Annotated in this window: 16 protein-coding genes; 8 read left to right on the top strand and 8 right to left on the bottom strand. The window is 68.6% G+C overall.

Annotation, left to right across the window (positions count from 1 at the left end; all coding sequences use genetic code 11):
- Nucleotides 1-50 precede the first annotated feature (50 nt).
- The 4 genes from R0D99_RS09260 (at nt 51) to R0D99_RS09275 (ending at nt 3,637) form a co-directional block, all read left to right on the top strand.
- Nucleotides 51-1,013, top strand: a complete 963-nt coding sequence (locus tag R0D99_RS09260; RefSeq protein WP_317747970.1) for an MBL fold metallo-hydrolase — start codon at nt 51-53, stop codon at nt 1,011-1,013.
- Nucleotides 1,014-1,159: 146 nt separating this feature from the next.
- Complete coding sequence (locus tag R0D99_RS09265) at nt 1,160-2,827, top strand: FAD-dependent oxidoreductase (RefSeq protein WP_416365856.1); 1,668 nt, start codon at nt 1,160-1,162, stop codon at nt 2,825-2,827.
- 12 nt (nt 2,828-2,839) lie between these two features.
- Complete coding sequence (locus R0D99_RS09270) at nt 2,840-3,064, top strand: DUF2783 domain-containing protein (protein WP_317747971.1); 225 nt, start codon at nt 2,840-2,842, stop codon at nt 3,062-3,064.
- A gap of 27 nt (nt 3,065-3,091) precedes the next feature.
- The gene (locus R0D99_RS09275; protein ID WP_317747972.1) at nt 3,092-3,637 is read left to right on the top strand and encodes a VOC family protein; all 546 of its coding nucleotides are present in this window, start codon (nt 3,092-3,094) and stop codon (nt 3,635-3,637) included.
- A 395-nt stretch (nt 3,638-4,032) separates the two neighbouring features.
- Here R0D99_RS09275 and R0D99_RS09280 read toward each other — a convergent pair whose 3' ends face one another.
- From R0D99_RS09280 to R0D99_RS09295, 4 genes are all read right to left on the bottom strand, one after another.
- Complete coding sequence (locus R0D99_RS09280) at nt 4,033-4,389, bottom strand: heavy metal-binding domain-containing protein (protein ID WP_317747973.1); 357 nt, start codon at nt 4,387-4,389, stop codon at nt 4,033-4,035.
- Between the two features lie 74 nt (nt 4,390-4,463).
- Nucleotides 4,464-5,381 carry a hypothetical protein gene (locus R0D99_RS09285; protein ID WP_317747974.1) on the bottom strand — a complete coding sequence of 306 codons (918 nt, stop codon included), beginning with the start codon at nt 5,379-5,381 and terminating at the stop codon, nt 4,464-4,466.
- Complete coding sequence (locus R0D99_RS09290) at nt 5,378-6,670, bottom strand: O-acetylhomoserine aminocarboxypropyltransferase/cysteine synthase family protein (protein ID WP_317747975.1); 1,293 nt, start codon at nt 6,668-6,670, stop codon at nt 5,378-5,380. Before R0D99_RS09290 ends, R0D99_RS09285 begins: the two co-directional genes overlap by 4 nt.
- A 187-nt stretch (nt 6,671-6,857) precedes the next feature.
- The gene (locus tag R0D99_RS09295) at nt 6,858-7,964 is read right to left on the bottom strand and encodes a DUF6817 domain-containing protein (RefSeq protein ID WP_317747976.1); all 1,107 of its coding nucleotides are present in this window, start codon (nt 7,962-7,964) and stop codon (nt 6,858-6,860) included.
- 157 nt (nt 7,965-8,121) lie between these two features.
- On the opposite strand from R0D99_RS09295, the gene R0D99_RS09300 reads away from it, so the two are divergent.
- Genes R0D99_RS09300 through mnmC form a run of 4 tightly spaced genes read left to right on the top strand, consistent with a single transcriptional unit; the run spans nt 8,122 to nt 10,870 of the window.
- A complete protein-coding gene (locus R0D99_RS09300) occupies nt 8,122-8,394 on the top strand; it encodes an oxidative damage protection protein (RefSeq protein ID WP_317747977.1) in 273 nt (90 codons plus the stop codon).
- Entirely contained in the window at nt 8,391-8,816 is a 426-nt protein-coding gene (locus R0D99_RS09305) for a hypothetical protein (protein WP_317747978.1), read from the top strand. Before R0D99_RS09300 ends, R0D99_RS09305 begins: the two co-directional genes overlap by 4 nt.
- A 39-nt stretch (nt 8,817-8,855) precedes the next feature.
- Nucleotides 8,856-9,608 carry a tRNA (5-methylaminomethyl-2-thiouridine)(34)-methyltransferase MnmD gene (locus R0D99_RS09310; RefSeq protein WP_317747979.1) on the top strand — a complete coding sequence of 251 codons (753 nt, stop codon included), beginning with the start codon at nt 8,856-8,858 and terminating at the stop codon, nt 9,606-9,608.
- Nucleotides 9,605-10,870, top strand: coding sequence for an FAD-dependent 5-carboxymethylaminomethyl-2-thiouridine(34) oxidoreductase MnmC (gene mnmC, locus R0D99_RS09315; protein ID WP_317747980.1), 1,266 nt, complete (start codon nt 9,605-9,607; stop codon nt 10,868-10,870). The genes R0D99_RS09310 and mnmC overlap by 4 nt, the downstream gene beginning before the upstream one ends.
- Before the next feature lie 49 nt (nt 10,871-10,919).
- Here mnmC and R0D99_RS09320 read toward each other — a convergent pair whose 3' ends face one another.
- The 4 genes from R0D99_RS09320 to R0D99_RS09335 all read right to left on the bottom strand — a co-directional run bounded on the left by R0D99_RS09320 (nt 10,920) and on the right by R0D99_RS09335 (nt 14,620).
- The gene (locus R0D99_RS09320; protein WP_317747981.1) at nt 10,920-12,053 is read right to left on the bottom strand and encodes a branched-chain amino acid ABC transporter substrate-binding protein; all 1,134 of its coding nucleotides are present in this window, start codon (nt 12,051-12,053) and stop codon (nt 10,920-10,922) included.
- A 142-nt stretch (nt 12,054-12,195) separates the two neighbouring features.
- Nucleotides 12,196-12,594 carry a hypothetical protein gene (locus R0D99_RS09325; RefSeq protein WP_317747982.1) on the bottom strand — a complete coding sequence of 133 codons (399 nt, stop codon included), beginning with the start codon at nt 12,592-12,594 and terminating at the stop codon, nt 12,196-12,198.
- Nucleotides 12,595-12,597: 3 nt separating this feature from the next.
- Nucleotides 12,598-13,026, bottom strand: coding sequence for a DNA polymerase III subunit chi (locus R0D99_RS09330; RefSeq protein ID WP_317747983.1), 429 nt, complete (start codon nt 13,024-13,026; stop codon nt 12,598-12,600).
- 58 nt (nt 13,027-13,084) lie between these two features.
- Nucleotides 13,085-14,620, bottom strand: coding sequence for a leucyl aminopeptidase (locus tag R0D99_RS09335; protein WP_317747984.1), 1,536 nt, complete (start codon nt 14,618-14,620; stop codon nt 13,085-13,087).
- Nucleotides 14,621-14,714: the final 94 nt, after the last annotated feature.

A 14,714-nucleotide genomic window follows, 5' to 3' on the forward strand; every position in this document is an offset into this window, starting at 1 on the left:
CTCATAACTAATTTTGTCCTACCATTCACTTCAACACACAGGAGACACGCATGTCCGAAAAGAAATTCGCCTCCCAGGCCGATCTGGAAGAAAAGAAGATCAGCTGGGAAAAGCTGTCCGACAACGCCTATGCGTACACGGCCGAGGGCGACCCGAACACCGGCGTCATCATTGGCGACGATGGCTGCATGATCATTGACGCCACCGCCACGCCCGTGGCCGCGCAAGGTGTCATCAGCAAGATCCGCGAGATCACCGACAAGCCCATCAAGTACGTGGTGCTGACGCACTACCACGCCGTGCGCGTGCTGGGCGCATCCGGCTACAAATCGGAGGGGCTGGAGCAGATCATCGCCAGCCACGACACCTACGACCTGATCGTCGAGCGCGGCCAGCAGGACATGGATTCGGAGATCGGCCGCTTCCCGCGCCTGTTCCAGGCGGTTGAAAGCGTGCCCGGCCTCACTTGGCCCACGATGACGTTCAAGGGCGAGATGACGCTGTGGCTGGGCAAGCTCGAGGTCAAGATCCAGCAGATCGGCCGCGGCCACACCAAGGGCGACTGCATCGTGTACCTGCCCAGCCAGAACATCTGCTTCTCGGGCGACCTGGTCGAGGCCGACGCCGCCTGCTACACCGGCGACGCCTACCTGGCCGACTGGCCGCAGACGCTCGACAACCTGGCGGCCATGAAGTTCGACAAGCTGGTGCCCGGCCGCGGCCCGGCCCTGATGACGGCCGCCGACGTGCAGACAGGCCTGGCCTACACGCGCGACTTCGTGTCCACCCTGTATCGCAGCGCGCAGGAGGCGGTGGCCCAGGGCATGGACCTGAACGCCACCATGAAGCACACGCGCCAGGCCATGGACCCGAAGTTCGGCCACGTCTTCATCTACGAGCACTGCCTGCCGTTTGACGTGACCCGCGCGCACGACGAAGCCAGCGGCATCCGCGATCCGCGCATCTGGACGGCCGAGCGCGACCGCGAGATGTGGCACGAATTACAGAAGTAACCCCCTGAGCGCCTGACGGCGCTTCCCCCTTCTGCTTCGCAAGGGGGACAACGCCGATGCCCGGCGCAGGTCCGGGCATGGCGTTCGCTGGCATGGCCTGCTCCGCGGCCTTCGGATTCGATGCGGAGCGCTCTCGGAGACAAATCGTGCAAAAAACCTTCACCTACCCCAAGTTTGATTTCGTCACACCGCCCGAGCTGGCGGGCGCCGAGCCGGGCCATTACCCGGTCGTCGTGGTCGGCGCCGGGCCGGTCGGGCTGTCGGCGGCCATTGATCTGGCGCAGCAGGGCCAGAGCGTGCTGCTGCTCGACAACGACGACACGGTGTCGATCGGCTCGCGCGGCGTGTGCTACGCCAAGCGCGCCCTGGAGGTGCTGGACCGCATGGGTTGCGGCGACAAGTTTGTTGACAAGGGCGTGAGCTGGGACGTGGGGCGCACCTTTCTGCGCGAGGGCGAGGTGTTCAACTTCAACCTGCGGCCGGAAAGCGACCATCACCGCCCCGGCATGATCAACCTGCAGCAGTACTACCTGGAGGAATACCTCGTCGAACGCGCGCGCCAGTTGCCCAACGTGCAGATGCGCTTCAAGAACGAAGTCATCGCCGTCACGCCGGCGGACGACCGCGTGACCTTGCGCGTCGAAACGCCCGAAGGCGCCTACACCCTGACGACCGACTGGCTGGTGGTGGCCGATGGCGCGCGCAGCCCCATTCGCACCATGATGGGGCTGGACATCGAAGGCAAGATCTTCATGGACCGCTTCCTCATCGCCGACGTGGTGATGAAGGCCGACTACCCCGCCGAGCGCTGGTTCTGGTTCGACCCGCCCTTCCACCCCAACCAGTCCGTGCTGCTGCACAAGCAGGCCGACAACGTGTGGCGCATCGACTTCCAGCTGGGCTGGCAGGCCGACCCAGTGGAAGAGAAAAAGCCCGAAAACGTCATCCCGCGCATCAAGGCCATGCTGGGCGACGAACGCGAGTTCGAGCTGGAATGGGTCAGCGTCTACACCTTCCAGTGCCGCCGCATGAACCAGTTCACCCACGGTCGTGTGCTGTTCGTGGGCGACGCGGCGCACCAGGTCTCGCCGTTTGGCGCGCGCGGCGCCAACAGCGGCATCCAGGACACCGACAACCTGGCGTGGAAGCTCAAGCTGGTGATGGACGGCAAGGCGCCGCCCGCGCTGCTCGACACCTACAGCGAAGAGCGTTGCTACGCCGCCGACGAAAACCTGATGAACTCGACCCGCTCGACCGACTTCATCACGCCCAAGAGCGCCACCAGCAAGACCTTCCGCAACGCGGTGCTGGAACTGGCCGCCGACTACCCGTTTGCCCGCGCGCTGGTCAACTCGGGCCGCCTGTCGGTGCCCAGCTGGCTGCAGACGTCCCGCCTGAACACGCCCGATGCCGACGAGTTTGCCGGCCAGATGATTCCCGGCGCGCCCATGGCCGATGCGCCGGTCAGCGCCGCCAGCGGCGACGCCTGGCTGCTGCGCCAGCTGGGCAACCGCTTCCAGGCGCTGCACTACGTCGAAGACGCCAGCGCGCTGGACGCCGCCACGGCGCAGTCGCTGGCCGACCTGGCGGCCCATGGCATCGCCGTCGAGCCCATCGTGGTGGCGCAAAAAGGCCAGGCGCCGGGCGGCATCAAGACCCTGATCGACACCAAGGGCTGCATCGCCCAGCGCTACGACCTGAAGCCGGGCAGCACCTACCTGGCACGGCCTGACCAGCACGTCGCCGGCCGCTGGCGCGGCTTCGATGCTTCCAAAATCAAAGCGGCCGTGGCCCGCGCCACCTGCAACGCCTGACGGAGACCGACGATGCCCCTGAACACGCAACCCAACTTCAGCGAAGCCGGCAAACGCTACTTCCAGGCCTATTCGCCCGGCGACGACTTCTACGAGGCGCTGATCGACATGCACCGCGACCTGAGCGACGAGCAGAGCGCCATGGTCAACGCGCGGCTGATCCTGCTGCTGTCCAATCACATTGGCGATATCGTCATCCTGCGCGAAGCGATGCAGATCGCCCGTGCCGGCGTATAACCCGGCTCAACCGAAGGAGACACCGCCATGGCCCTGATCGAAAAAATCCACCACGTCGCCTACCGCTGCAAGAACGCCAAGCAGACCGTGGAGTGGTACCAGAAGTACCTCGAGATGGACTTCATCCTGGCGATTGCCGAGAACGAAGTGCCCTCCACCAAGGAGCCGGACCCGTACATGCACATCTTCCTGGATGCGGGAAATGGCAACGTGCTGGCCTTCTTCGAGCTGCCCACCCGTCCCGAGATGGGCCGCGACCCCAACACCCCCGCCTGGACGCAGCACCTGGCGCTGAAGGTCGATTCGGTCGACACCATGATGAAGGTGAAGGCCCGGCTCGAGGCCGACGGCATCGAGGTCATCGGCCCGACCGACCACACCATCTTCAAGTCGATCTACTTCTTCGACCCCTCGGGCCACCGGCTGGAACTGGCGGCCAACACCTCGACGCCGGAAATGGACAAGGAGCTGGACCGCGTCAAGTGGGACATGCTGAACGAGTGGGACCGCACCAAGAAGGCGCCCGAGCACGCGCGCTGGATGCACGATGGGAAGGGACTCACCACCCCCTGAGTCGCTGACGCGCCTTCCCCTTCTGCTGCGCGAAGGGGACACCCCTGCCCGACACAGGTCTGGCCACGGCGTTCGCCGGGATGGCCTGCGCCGCGGCCGCATGACGACGCGCATCGCCCCGGTAACCAGGGGCTTGAACAAATTCCGTTATTCCCGCGTAGGCGGGAATCCCTGCATCCAGCACCAGCGGCACCTGCCAACGCCTCGTGGATTCCGCCGTCGCAGAAATGACGGCGTCAGCGGGAGCCGTTCAAGGCACTGGCTTTCGGTTCAATCATTTCACGTGCGCAGAATTCGCCGTCTTTTCGGGCGCTGACGCTTGTCACGCCACGCCATTATGCTATCGTCCGTATAGCAGACGACTCACGACGCCGTTGCGGCCTGCACCCACCGCCTCACGCCATCTTGACGGCGGTGCCCGTCACCGACACCAGCATCATGCCGTTGGTTTCGCCCAGCACCTCGTAGTCGAAATCGATGCCGACGATGCCGTTGGCGCCCATGTCCCTGGCCACGCTCTTGGCTTCTTCCAGTGCCGCCTCGCGCGCCCCGGCCAGTGCCCGCTCGTAGCCGCCGGCGCGGCCGCCCACCACGTCGCGCACGCTGGAGAACACGTCGCGGAAGATGTTGGCGCCGATGATGGCTTCGCCATTGACCAGCCCCAGAAACTGGGCCACCTGCGCGCCGCCCTGCCCTTGCGGCACGACGGTCGAAAGAAAGAACTGGTCAGAGGACCTTGAAAACCAGGCCATGCGGAGACTCCCAAATTGATAGCACCATCGGCCGTATTTTAAGCGCCTGCAGCCAGTTTTAACGGTCAACGGCGTCAGCGCAGACGGCCCGGGTCCAGCCGGAACAGCAGCGGAAAGCGCTCGCGCCAGTGGCGCCAGCGCAGCGAGCCGGCTTCGGACACGCACCACAGGCGGCCAGCGTCGTCGAAGGCGATGTCTTCGCTGCCGGTCGGCAGTTCAAACGCGGCGTCTGCGTCGCCGGCAGCCGCCAGACGCGTGACACGACCGAACTGGCTGCCGCTGCTGGTGACCCACAGCACGCCATCGCGGTCGAACGCCGCGCCCTGGGCCAGCACCGGCAGCGCGCGCACGCGCACGGCGTGGCGTTCGTCCACGGTGGCGCCGTCGTGGGTATCGAACAGGCTGAGCGGCAGCCAGTACCCCCGCGAGCGGGCGGCGTCCCGGTCGTAACGGCCGATGAACAGCGCTTGCCCGTCGAAGTCGGCAAACGAGCCGCGCAGTTCACCGCCCAGCGCCAGGCTGGCCGTCACCGCGCCCGCAGCGCCGTCGGATGAGAAAGCGCGTTGCACGTCGACAAGATACAGGCGCCGGGTATCGGCCACCACCAGCGTGCCCGGCCCGACCCAGGCCAGCCCGCCCGCATGACCGCAGTCGGCCGGCAACTCGAACTGGCCCAGCGTGGCGCCGCTGTCAGGGTCGATTCGAAACAGCCGGCACGGGCCGCGGTCCACCTTCGGGTCGGTGCTGCGGTAGGCGCTGAGGTACAGCGCGCCCTCGCCCCAGGCCAGGCCCTGCGGCACATAGCCGTCGTCAAGGCCCGGCGCCCAGATCAGCCGGTCGATGGCCTGATGGTTGGCAACGCCAGTGCTGAACGCGCCGATGTGCGCCGGCCGCACGCCCAGCGGCTGCGGCAGGGTGTCCTGCCCGGGCGCCAGCGCCGGCAAAGCCAGCAGGCCGGCGCACCACCAGCGGCGCACGGACCGGAGATTCACACCTTCGCCAGCGCCTGATCCAGATCGGCCAGCAGGTCGTCGATGTGCTCGATGCCGACGCACAGGCGCACGGTTTCTTCCTTCACACCCGTCTTGGCCAGTTCTTCGGGCGACAACTGGCGGTGCGTGGTGCTGGCCGGGTGCGTGGCCAGCGACTTGGTGTCGCCGATGTTGACCAGCCGGGTGAACAGCTGCAGCGCGTCCAGGAAGCGCGCACCGGCCTCGCGCCCACCGGCGGCGGCCTTGACGCCGAAGGTGAGCAGGCCCGATGCGCGCCCGCCCATGTACTGCCGCGCCAGCGCGTGGTCGGCGTGGCCGGGCAGGCCGGCGTAGCTGACCCAGCCCACCTTGGCGTGCTTTTCAAGAAACTGCGCCACCTTCAGCGTGTTGTCGCAGATGCGGTCCATGCGCAACGCCAGCGTCTCGATGCCCTGCAGGATCTGCCAGGCGTTGAACGGCGACAGCGCAGCGCCGGTGTTGCGCAGCGGCACCACGCGCGCGCGGCCGATGTAGGCGGCCGGGCCCAGCGCCTCGGTGTAGACCACGCCGTGGTAGCTGACGTCGGGCTCGTTCAGCCGCTTGAAGCGCGCCTTGTGTTCGGCCCAGGGGAATTTGCCGCTATCCACGATGACGCCGCCCAGCGTGGTGCCGTGGCCGCCCATGTACTTCGTCAGCGAGTGGATGACGATGTCGGCGCCGTGCTCGATGGGACGCATCAGGTACGGGCTGGCCACGGTGTTGTCGACGATCAGCGGCACACCCGCCGCATGCGCGATGGCGGCCACGCTGGCGATGTCGGTCACGTTGCCGGCCGGGTTGCCAATGGTCTCGACGAACACCGCCTTGGTGCGCTCGTCGATCTGCTGGGCAAACGACTGCGGATCGCGGTGGTCGGCAAAGCGCGTGGTGATGCCCAACTGCGGCAGCGTGTGCGCAAACAGGTTGTAGGTGCCGCCATACAGCGCCGTGCTGCTGACGATGTTGTCGCCCGCCTCGGCAATGGTCTGGATGGCGTACATGATGGCCGCCTGGCCGGACGCCACCGCCAGCGCGCCGATGCCGCCTTCGAGCGCTGCGACGCGCTTTTCCAGCACGTCGGTGGTGGGGTTCATGATGCGGGTGTAGATGTTGCCCGCCACCTTCAGGTCGAACAGGTCGGCGCCGTGCTGCGCGCTGTCGAAGGCGTAGGCCACGGTCTGGTAGATCGGCACGGCGACCGACTTGGTGGTCGGGTCGGGGCTGTAGCCGGCGTGGACGAGTTGGGTTTCAAGCTTCCAGGGCTGCGACATGGGGACTCCTTCGAATCGTTGTTGTTGCTATTCAATCAATAGCTGATTGCGCTTGACAGACAAGCGCTGAGGGCCAAAAAAGGCTTCAAACATTGCCCGGCCGATGACGGCACACGGCGCCGTCCGGCCAGTCTAGCGGCCGGCGCACGCGATCCCGCCGCCGGCGTCAGACCGTTTGGTCATGAGCTTATGTCGCGCCGGCCCGCAGCGCGACGTTGTTCAGCTTGTCCAGCCGCTCCGGCCACAGTGCCGGGTCGCGCGCGCCCTGCAGCAGGATGCGCGTCCAGGCGATCCAGGCGTCCCATTGCACGCGCTTGTCCCAGGCGTTGCCCCAGGCGCAGAAGGCGGCCAGCGCGCTTTCGGCCACGCGTGCGGCATCGGCGTGGCGGCCGGCGCTCAGGTAAAGCTGCGCCAGCACCATCTGCGGCTCGCCTACCCAGGGGTTCAGGCGCACGCCCTGCTCCAGCACGCCGGTGGCCACGTCCGGGTCGACCAGCGGCTGATCCTGCTGGATGACGGACCAGTACAGCGACGCGGCGGCCGCGTCGTCGGACGCGGGCAGCGCGGCGCGGCAGTGGTCGAACACGGGCGGCATCGGCAGCAGGCCCTTCAGCGCCGGATGCTGCAGCGCCAGGCCCAGCGCGTTGATCTGGTGCAGCATGCGCCCGCTGGGGCGCATCGGGCCGGGCCAGAGCGATGCCATCCAGTGCACCGGCTGCGGGCGGTGGTCGTTGGTGGCCGGAAAGCGCGAATAGATGTCGTCCTGCCAGCTGAACCACTGCTCGATGGTGTCGGCCATGCTGACGATGATGAAGCTGGCCACCAGCCCGGGCGCCAGCGTGACCGGCTCGCCGGCATTGGTGTGCAGCGCCACCGAGCCATCGGCCTCGATCTGCCCGGCCAGCACCTTCTGTACGAATTCGCGCCGCGACGCGGTGCAGAACAGGTATACCTGTTCCTCGGCCGCGTCGCCGATCAGCGCACGCAGGCGCCCGCGCTCCGACGCGGCGTCGAACTTCACCAGGTCGACAAAGGCGTTGCCGTACACGCTGTGCAGCAGGCCCAGCAGGCGCACCTCGCGCGGCTGCTGCCACAGCGCCAGGCTGCGCGCCACGCCCACCAGGTGGTGGCGGAAGGTGCCGGCCTTGTGCCAGTCCTGCCCCACGCCGCGCGCCAGCACCGTGGGCAGCACGGGTGCCAGGTCGGCGTCCTGGGCCAACCATTCGTCGTCCAGCAGCGGCAGCGCGCGCGCCAACAGGTCCGGATCGAGGGCGTGCAGGGGCAGGTCGGTCATGGTCAACAAGCGCCGGGCGCGGCGGAATACAAAACGATCCGCCAGTGTAGTGAACCGGCGATCCGTCACCCGGGCCGTGGCCATGCAAAGCTTGCTACAGTGGCGGCAGAAATCCGCGCGGCCCGCCGCGCCCCACCATCATGAGGAATTTTTGTTCATGGCACGCATGGTCAACTGCATCAAGCTCGGCACCGAAGCCGAAGGGCTCGACTTTCCGCCCTACCCCGGCGAGCTGGGCAAGCGCATCTGGGAAAGCGTCAGCAAGCAGGCTTGGGCCGACTGGATCAAGCACCAGACCATGCTGGTCAACGAAAACCGCCTGAACCTGGCCGACCAGCGCGCGCGCGACTACCTCAAGCGGCAAATGGAGCAGCATTTCTTCGGCGCCGGCGCCGACCAGGCCGCGGGCTACGTGCCGCCCAGCGCTTGACGCCACGGCCCACGCCCGCCGAATCCGACGCGGCGCTGGCGCGCCTGCGCCGCCAGTACCACTTTCGGCCCGGCCCGCAGGGCTTGCGCGCCTGGGACGTGCACCGGCTGATCCGGCTGGCAGCTGCGCTGCCGGTGGTTCGCCTTCCCCTGGCCGACATCCGTGAACTGGACGTGCCCTACTGGTTCAGCCACGAAGGCGATCTGCCGACCCCGCGCGCGATGGTGGAACACGTGAAGCTCATGGACGCCTGCGACCTGCGCTGGCCGATCATCCTGTGTGCCGATGGCGGCGTGATGGACGGCATGCACCGTGTGGCGCAAGCGCTGCGGCTGGGCCACACGCACATTCCGGCGGTGCGTTTCGCCGAAACCCCCGCGCCCGACCACGTCGGCGTGGCGCCGGCGGACTTGCCGTATTGACCGCGGCAGCGACGCCACGCGACCTGCCACACCCACGCTATGCCAGACGACACCGGCCACGGGCACGATGATCGCCGGCCGCTCGACCCATCATTAGACGACGTAGCGCCTCAGGTTGAGGGTCAAGCCGCATCGGCGCTGGCTGAGGCGCGCGGCCTGTTCCTCAGCGGCTGCGGCCTGCTGGATGAAGGCGCCCAGCCCGCCGTGTGGCGCGGCGTCGCGCGCTGGGCCGTGCTGGAAGCCGGCTTCGACCACGGCCTCCACTTTCTCGCCACCTGGGCCGCCTGGCGGCAGCAGGCGCAGCGCCCGACGCGTCTGTTCTACACCGCCGTCATGGCCGCCCCGCCCGAGGCGCAGGCGCTGATCGGCAGCGCAGCGCGCTTCGCAGACCTGGCGCCACTGGCGTCCGAGCTGGCCGCGCAGTGGCATGGCCTGCTGCCGGGCGTGCACCGCCTGCGCCTGGACGGCGGGCGCGTGCAGCTGACCCTGGCCATCGGCGAAGTCCAGCCCCTGCTGGCCGACATCACGGGCGAATACGACAGCATTTTTTTCGACGGACTCGACCCCGACAGTGACTGGGGAAGCCTGCACACCCTGAAAGCCCTGGCACGCCTGGCCCGGCCCGGCACGCGGGTGGCAGCGGCGTGCGGGGACGACGCACTGCGCGAGCGGCTGGCGGCGTGCGGCTTCAACGTCGGGGCGGATACCGATCCACGAGCGCTGCGCGCCACCTACGCGCCGCGCTGGACGCCTCGCTCCCGGCGCGACGCGTTCGCCCCCCCCCCGTGGTGACGCAGCCGGCGCGCTGCGCCGTCGTCGGTGCCGGGCTCGCCGGCGCCGCGGTGGCCCGCGCGCTGGCGCAGCGCGGCTGGCAGGTCACCGTGCTCGACCGCACCGCGCCCGCCGCAGGCGCCAGCGGGCTGCCCGCCGGGGTGGTGGCCGCGCACGTGTCGCCCGACGACCGGCCGCTGTCGCGCCTGACGCGGGCCGGCGTGCGCGCCACGCTGGCGGCGGCGAGAGCATTGCTCAGCGAAGGCCGCGACTTCGGGCTGACCGGCGTGCTGGAGCGCCACGCGCCGGGCGAACGTCGCCTACCCGACGACTGGAACGGCACTGCCCCTTCGGTCCAAAGCGCGGGCGTGAACCCCGCCAACGCCACGGTCACGCAGGCCAAGGCGCGCGCCGCCCACGTGACGCTGGACGCCGAGCACCCCGCGCTGTGGCACGCCCATGCCGGCTGGCTGCGCCCGGCCGCATTGGTGCAGGCCATGCTGCAGACGCCGGGGGTGCGTCTGCAAGCCGGCGTGGCCGTGCATGGCATCGATCAGGACGGTGCCCTGTGGCAGCTGCGGGACGACGCGGGCGGCGTGCTGGCCGAGGCCGAGCTGGTGGTCATCACCGCCGGCTTCGATTCGCTCGCCTTGCTGGGCTCGGCGTCCGGCCAGGGCGCGTCTGCCCTGCCCTTGCATGCGCTGCGCGGCCAGGTCGCGTGGGCGCCGATGCCGGGCGGCGCCGCAAACGAAGCGCTGCCGCGCTTTCCGGTCAACGGCCTCGGCAGCCTGATCGCCCACGTGCCGGGTCCGGACGGTCCGTGGTGGATCACCGGCTCTACCTTCGAGCGCGGCAACCCGGTGGCCGAGCTGCTGCCGCAGGACCACGCGCACAACCGGCAGCGGCTGGCGCAGCTGCTGCCTGCCGCCGCGGCGGCGCTTCAAGACGCCTGGGACCGCGGCGACGTGCGCGCCTGGGCAGCCGTGCGTGCGACCTTGCCCGACCGCCTGCCCGCCGTCGGCGCCTGGTGGCCAGAAGATGAAGAAAAAACCGTGCCCGCGCTGGCTGAATCAGCGCAGGCAGCTATTAAAACTGCAGCAAAACCCGCCGCACTGCCGCTGCACCTGCTCACCGGCCTGGGCGCGCGCGGGCTGACGCTGTCGCTGCTGGCCGCCGACATTCTGGCCGCGTGGCTGCATGCCGAGCCGCTGCCGGTCGAGCGGTCGCTGGCGCAGCGGCTGCGCGCATCGCGCTGGCAGCGCCCCACACCGCCGCGCGCATGAAAAAGGGCCACCCGAAGGTGACCCTGGCAGCGAACGACCGCGTGGGCGATCAGTTCAGCGGCACTTTCTTGCCGTCCTTGTACGCGTACAGGGTGATGGCGGGGTTCTTCAGCTCGCCGCTCGGCTCGAAGGCGATGCTGGCGGTGACACCCTTGTAGTTGGACTCGATGATCTTGGGCAGGTACACCTTCGGATCGGTCGAGTTGGCGCGCTTCATGGCGTCGACCAGCAGCATGGTGGCGTCGTAGGTGTACGGGCTGTAGACCTGGAACTGGCCAGGGAACTTGGCGTCGTACTTGGCCTTCCAGGCCGCGCCGCCCGGCATCTTCTGGATGGAAGAGCCGCCTTCGGCGCACACCACGTTGTTCAGCGTCTTGGCGCCAGCGGCCAGCTCGGCCAGCTTGACGGTGCAGATGCCGTCGCCGCCGAAGTACTTGACGTTGCCCATGCCCAGCTGCTCCATCTGGCGCAGCATCGGGCCGCCCTGCGGGTCCATGCCGCCGAAGAAGATGCCGTCGGGGTTCTTGGACTTGATGGCGGTCAGGATGGCCATGAAGTCGGTGGCCTTGTCGGTCGTGAACTGCTCGTCCACCACCTGGATGCCCTTTTGCTTGGCGGTGTTCTTGAACACGTCGGCCACGCCCTGGCCATAGGCCGTGCGGTCGTCGATGACGGCCACGCGCTTGAGCTTGAGCGCGTCGGCGGCGTAGTAGGCCAGGCCAGCGCCCAGGGCGTTGTCGTTGGCGATGATGCGGAAGGTGGTCTTGTAGCCCGGCTTGGTCAGCGTCGGGTTGGTGGCGGCGCCGGTCACCATGGGCACGCCGCAGTCGTTATAGACCTTGGACGCGGGGATGGTGGTGCCGGAGTTCAGGTGGCCGACCACGGCGTTAACCTTGGAGTCGCACAGTTTTTGTGCAGCGGCCGTGCCCTGCTTGGGGTCGGCGGCGTCGTCTTCGGCCTGCAGTTCGAACTTGATCTTCTTGCCACCGATGGTGATGTTCTGGGTGTTGAGCTCTTCCACGGCCATGCGCGCGCCGTTTTCGTTGTCCTTGCCATAGTGCGCCTGGCCGCCCGACATGGGTGCCACATGGCCGATCTTGACCACTTGTACGTCCTGCGCGGACACGATGCCGGCCGTCAGTGCCAGAGCGGCGGCGGCGGTCAGTTTCAGCTTCATCTGCATTTGGATTACCTCCATAAGGGGATATAAAGTCGAGACCAGGATGTGCTCAACGGGCGCGAACGATAGCGCAATTCGCATACCAAGCGAATCAGGAAAACGATAGTGTCCGCTCGGCGCCGAATTGCGGGTATGTACCGATTTCCTATTCGCCACCACCCCGCGCGACGGCCTTGGCGACCTGTTCGCGCACCAGTTCACCCACCGCCTTCTGCACGCGGGCGTTGAAGCCCAGCATCTGTTCGTGCAACAGCCGCGCCACGGTCTCGGCCACCAAACGGTCCAATTCGGGCGCCAGGCGGGCCAGCAGCAATTCGGCCGCGCGGTCGACGGCGCCAGGGGGCAGCGGCGCGTCTGGCACGGCGGCGGGCGGCACCCATTCTGGGGGCGGCGAGGCCACCTCTGGCGGTGCAGCGGGCGCGATGGGCTCGGGCCATGGACCGGGCTGGGCCGGCGCAACGGCATCGCCGGGGCCCACTACCTCGGTCAGCGTGGGCACGAAGCGCGGCGCCGGGTGCGAAAGCGGTTCATCGTCGATGGGCATGCGTCACTCCTTGGCGGCCAGGTCGTGCCGCTGGATCTCGTAGCCGCGCTCGGCGTAATGCCGCCAGCGCACCCGCGCGTGGGCGCGGTCGGCATCGTCGGTGGCGACCAGTTCGATCAGGCGCTCGAACCGTTCAAAACCCGGTGGCACCCCCTCGCCCAGGTTCACCAGCACGCCGGCGTCGGGCAGGCGGGCACAATCCTCGCCCAGCACGATGGGCGTGGCCGCCAGCACCGGGGCGGGCGCGCCCGCGCGGCAATGCGGCACGAAGTCCAGCGCCGAAAAACTCCACAACGCTGTGTCCAGCGCCGCCAGCACGTCCGGCGGGCCGATCACCGCCACCCGCTCACCCACGCCATAGGCCTTGCGCAGCAGCCGGCACGCATAGTCCAGCTTGCCGGGCACGTTGAAATGAAACGCCACGCGCGTCAAGCGAATCGTCCTTGGAGCGGTTCAATGCGGGCCATGGCGCTCGCGCACGTCGATGCGGTCAGCCACGCTTGCGTTTGGCCGGGGCGCCCTTGTCCGACTTCTTGGCTTGCGACGCCGAGCGGCGCGTGGCCTTCGCCGGGCCAGCCTGGTCCAGCAGGTATTGCGTCAGCAGGCAGACCGGGCGGCCGGTGGCGCCCTTGGCAGCGCCGCCCTTCCAGGCGGTGCCGGCGATGTCCAGGTGCGCCCACGCAAACGCGCTGGTGAAGCGCTGCAGGAACTTGGCCGCCGTCACCGCGCCCGCAGGGCGCCCGCCGACGTTGGCCACGTCGGCGAAGTTGGTTTTCAGCGACTCGGCGTATTCGTCGTCCAGCGGCATGCGCCAGGCCGGGTCCAGCGCCTGATCGCCGGCCGCCATCAGGGCGTCACCCAGCGCGCTGTCGCTGGCGAACAACCCATGGCGCACGCCGCCCAGGGCGATCACACAGGCGCCGGTGAGGGTGGCGATGTCGATCACGGCGCGCGGCTTGAAGCGCTCGGCATAGGTCAGCGCATCGCACAGCACCAAGCGGCCTTCGGCGTCGGTATTGAGGATCTCGATGGTCTGGCCGCTCATGCTGGTCACCACGTCGCCCGGCTTGACCGCACCGCCATCGGGCATGTTCTCGCACGCCGGGATCAGGCCGACCACGTTGAGCGCGGGCTGCAGATGGGCCAGGGCGCGGAACACGCCCAGCACGCTGGCGGCCCCGCTCATGTCGAACTTCATCTCGTCCATCTCGGGCGCCGGCTTGAGCGAAATGCCCCCCGTGTCGAAGGTGATGCCCTTGCCCACCAGCACCACCGGCGCGTCGGACTTGGCCGCGCCGTCGTAGCGCAGCACGATGAAGCGTGCCTCCTGGCGCGAACCCTGTGCCACCGCCTGGAACGCGCCCATGCCCAGTTTGGCGATGTCGCGGGGACCCAGCGCCTCGCAGCGGATGCCGGGCAGCTTGGCCAGCGCCAGCGCGGCCTCGCCCAGCAGGGTGGGCGTGGCGTAGTTGGGCGGCCGGTTGGCCCATTCGCGCGCCAGTTCCACACCGGCGGCCACGCCCACCGCGCGGTCAAACGCCGCGCGCACAGGCCGGGCGTCGGGCAGACCGATCACCACCTCGGTCAGGCGCGGCTCGTCCTTCTTGGCGTTGTCGCGCACGCGGCCCTTGGTGGTGCGGTAGACGTAGCCCGCCTCGCCCGCCGCCAGCGTGGCGGCGCGCACCGCCGCGTCATCGGCCGGCTGCGCAAAGCACACCGTGAGCGACCGCGTCGGCTGGCCCTTGAGCGCCGCCATGCCCGCCAGCACGGCCTTGCGCACCTTGGCCGCTGCGCCGTCGCCCAGGCCTGCCAGCACGACGCGCGCGGTGGCCAGGCCGGCGGCTCCATAGGTGGACAGCAGCGCACCGGCCTCGGTCTTGAAGTCGCCGCCCGCCTGCGCGCGCGCGATCAGCCCCGACACCGCGTCTTCGCCTGGCTCGAAGCCGTCGGCCACCAGCACCAGCAGCGCCGGGGCGGCGGTCCTGGCCGCATCGGCCAGGCGCATCGATTTCAGTTGGAAGTCCATAATCCGTGTTTTCCTTTCAACCGGAAAGGGGTGTGGCGCCCAGGCCCGCGCGCTGTTCACGCCGCTCAGCGCCGCGGCGCCAGAGCGATGGGCA

This window comes from Ottowia sp. SB7-C50 (assembly GCF_033110285.1).
Taxonomy (GTDB): domain Bacteria; phylum Pseudomonadota; class Gammaproteobacteria; order Burkholderiales; family Burkholderiaceae_C; genus Ottowia.

What these genes read in the sequence shown, in the direction of transcription:
- R0D99_RS09325 (WP_317747982.1), bottom strand. Translation starts at nt 12,594, where the DNA reads ATGCCCATCGACGATGAACCGCTTTCGCACCCGGCGCCGCGCTTCGTG.
- R0D99_RS09270 (WP_317747971.1), top strand. Translation starts at nt 2,840, where the DNA reads ATGCCCCTGAACACGCAACCCAACTTCAGCGAAGCCGGCAAACGCTAC.
- R0D99_RS09335 (WP_317747984.1), bottom strand. Translation starts at nt 14,620, where the DNA reads ATGGACTTCCAACTGAAATCGATGCGCCTGGCCGATGCGGCCAGGACC.
- R0D99_RS09260 (WP_317747970.1), top strand. Translation starts at nt 51, where the DNA reads ATGTCCGAAAAGAAATTCGCCTCCCAGGCCGATCTGGAAGAAAAGAAG.
- R0D99_RS09310 (WP_317747979.1), top strand. Translation starts at nt 8,856, where the DNA reads ATGCCAGACGACACCGGCCACGGGCACGATGATCGCCGGCCGCTCGAC.
- R0D99_RS09295 (WP_317747976.1), bottom strand. Translation starts at nt 7,964, where the DNA reads ATGACCGACCTGCCCCTGCACGCCCTCGATCCGGACCTGTTGGCGCGC.
- R0D99_RS09280 (WP_317747973.1), bottom strand. Translation starts at nt 4,389, where the DNA reads ATGGCCTGGTTTTCAAGGTCCTCTGACCAGTTCTTTCTTTCGACCGTC.
- R0D99_RS09290 (WP_317747975.1), bottom strand. Translation starts at nt 6,670, where the DNA reads ATGTCGCAGCCCTGGAAGCTTGAAACCCAACTCGTCCACGCCGGCTAC.
- R0D99_RS09300 (WP_317747977.1), top strand. Translation starts at nt 8,122, where the DNA reads ATGGCACGCATGGTCAACTGCATCAAGCTCGGCACCGAAGCCGAAGGG.
- R0D99_RS09320 (WP_317747981.1), bottom strand. Translation starts at nt 12,053, where the DNA reads ATGCAGATGAAGCTGAAACTGACCGCCGCCGCCGCTCTGGCACTGACG.
- R0D99_RS09275 (WP_317747972.1), top strand. Translation starts at nt 3,092, where the DNA reads ATGGCCCTGATCGAAAAAATCCACCACGTCGCCTACCGCTGCAAGAAC.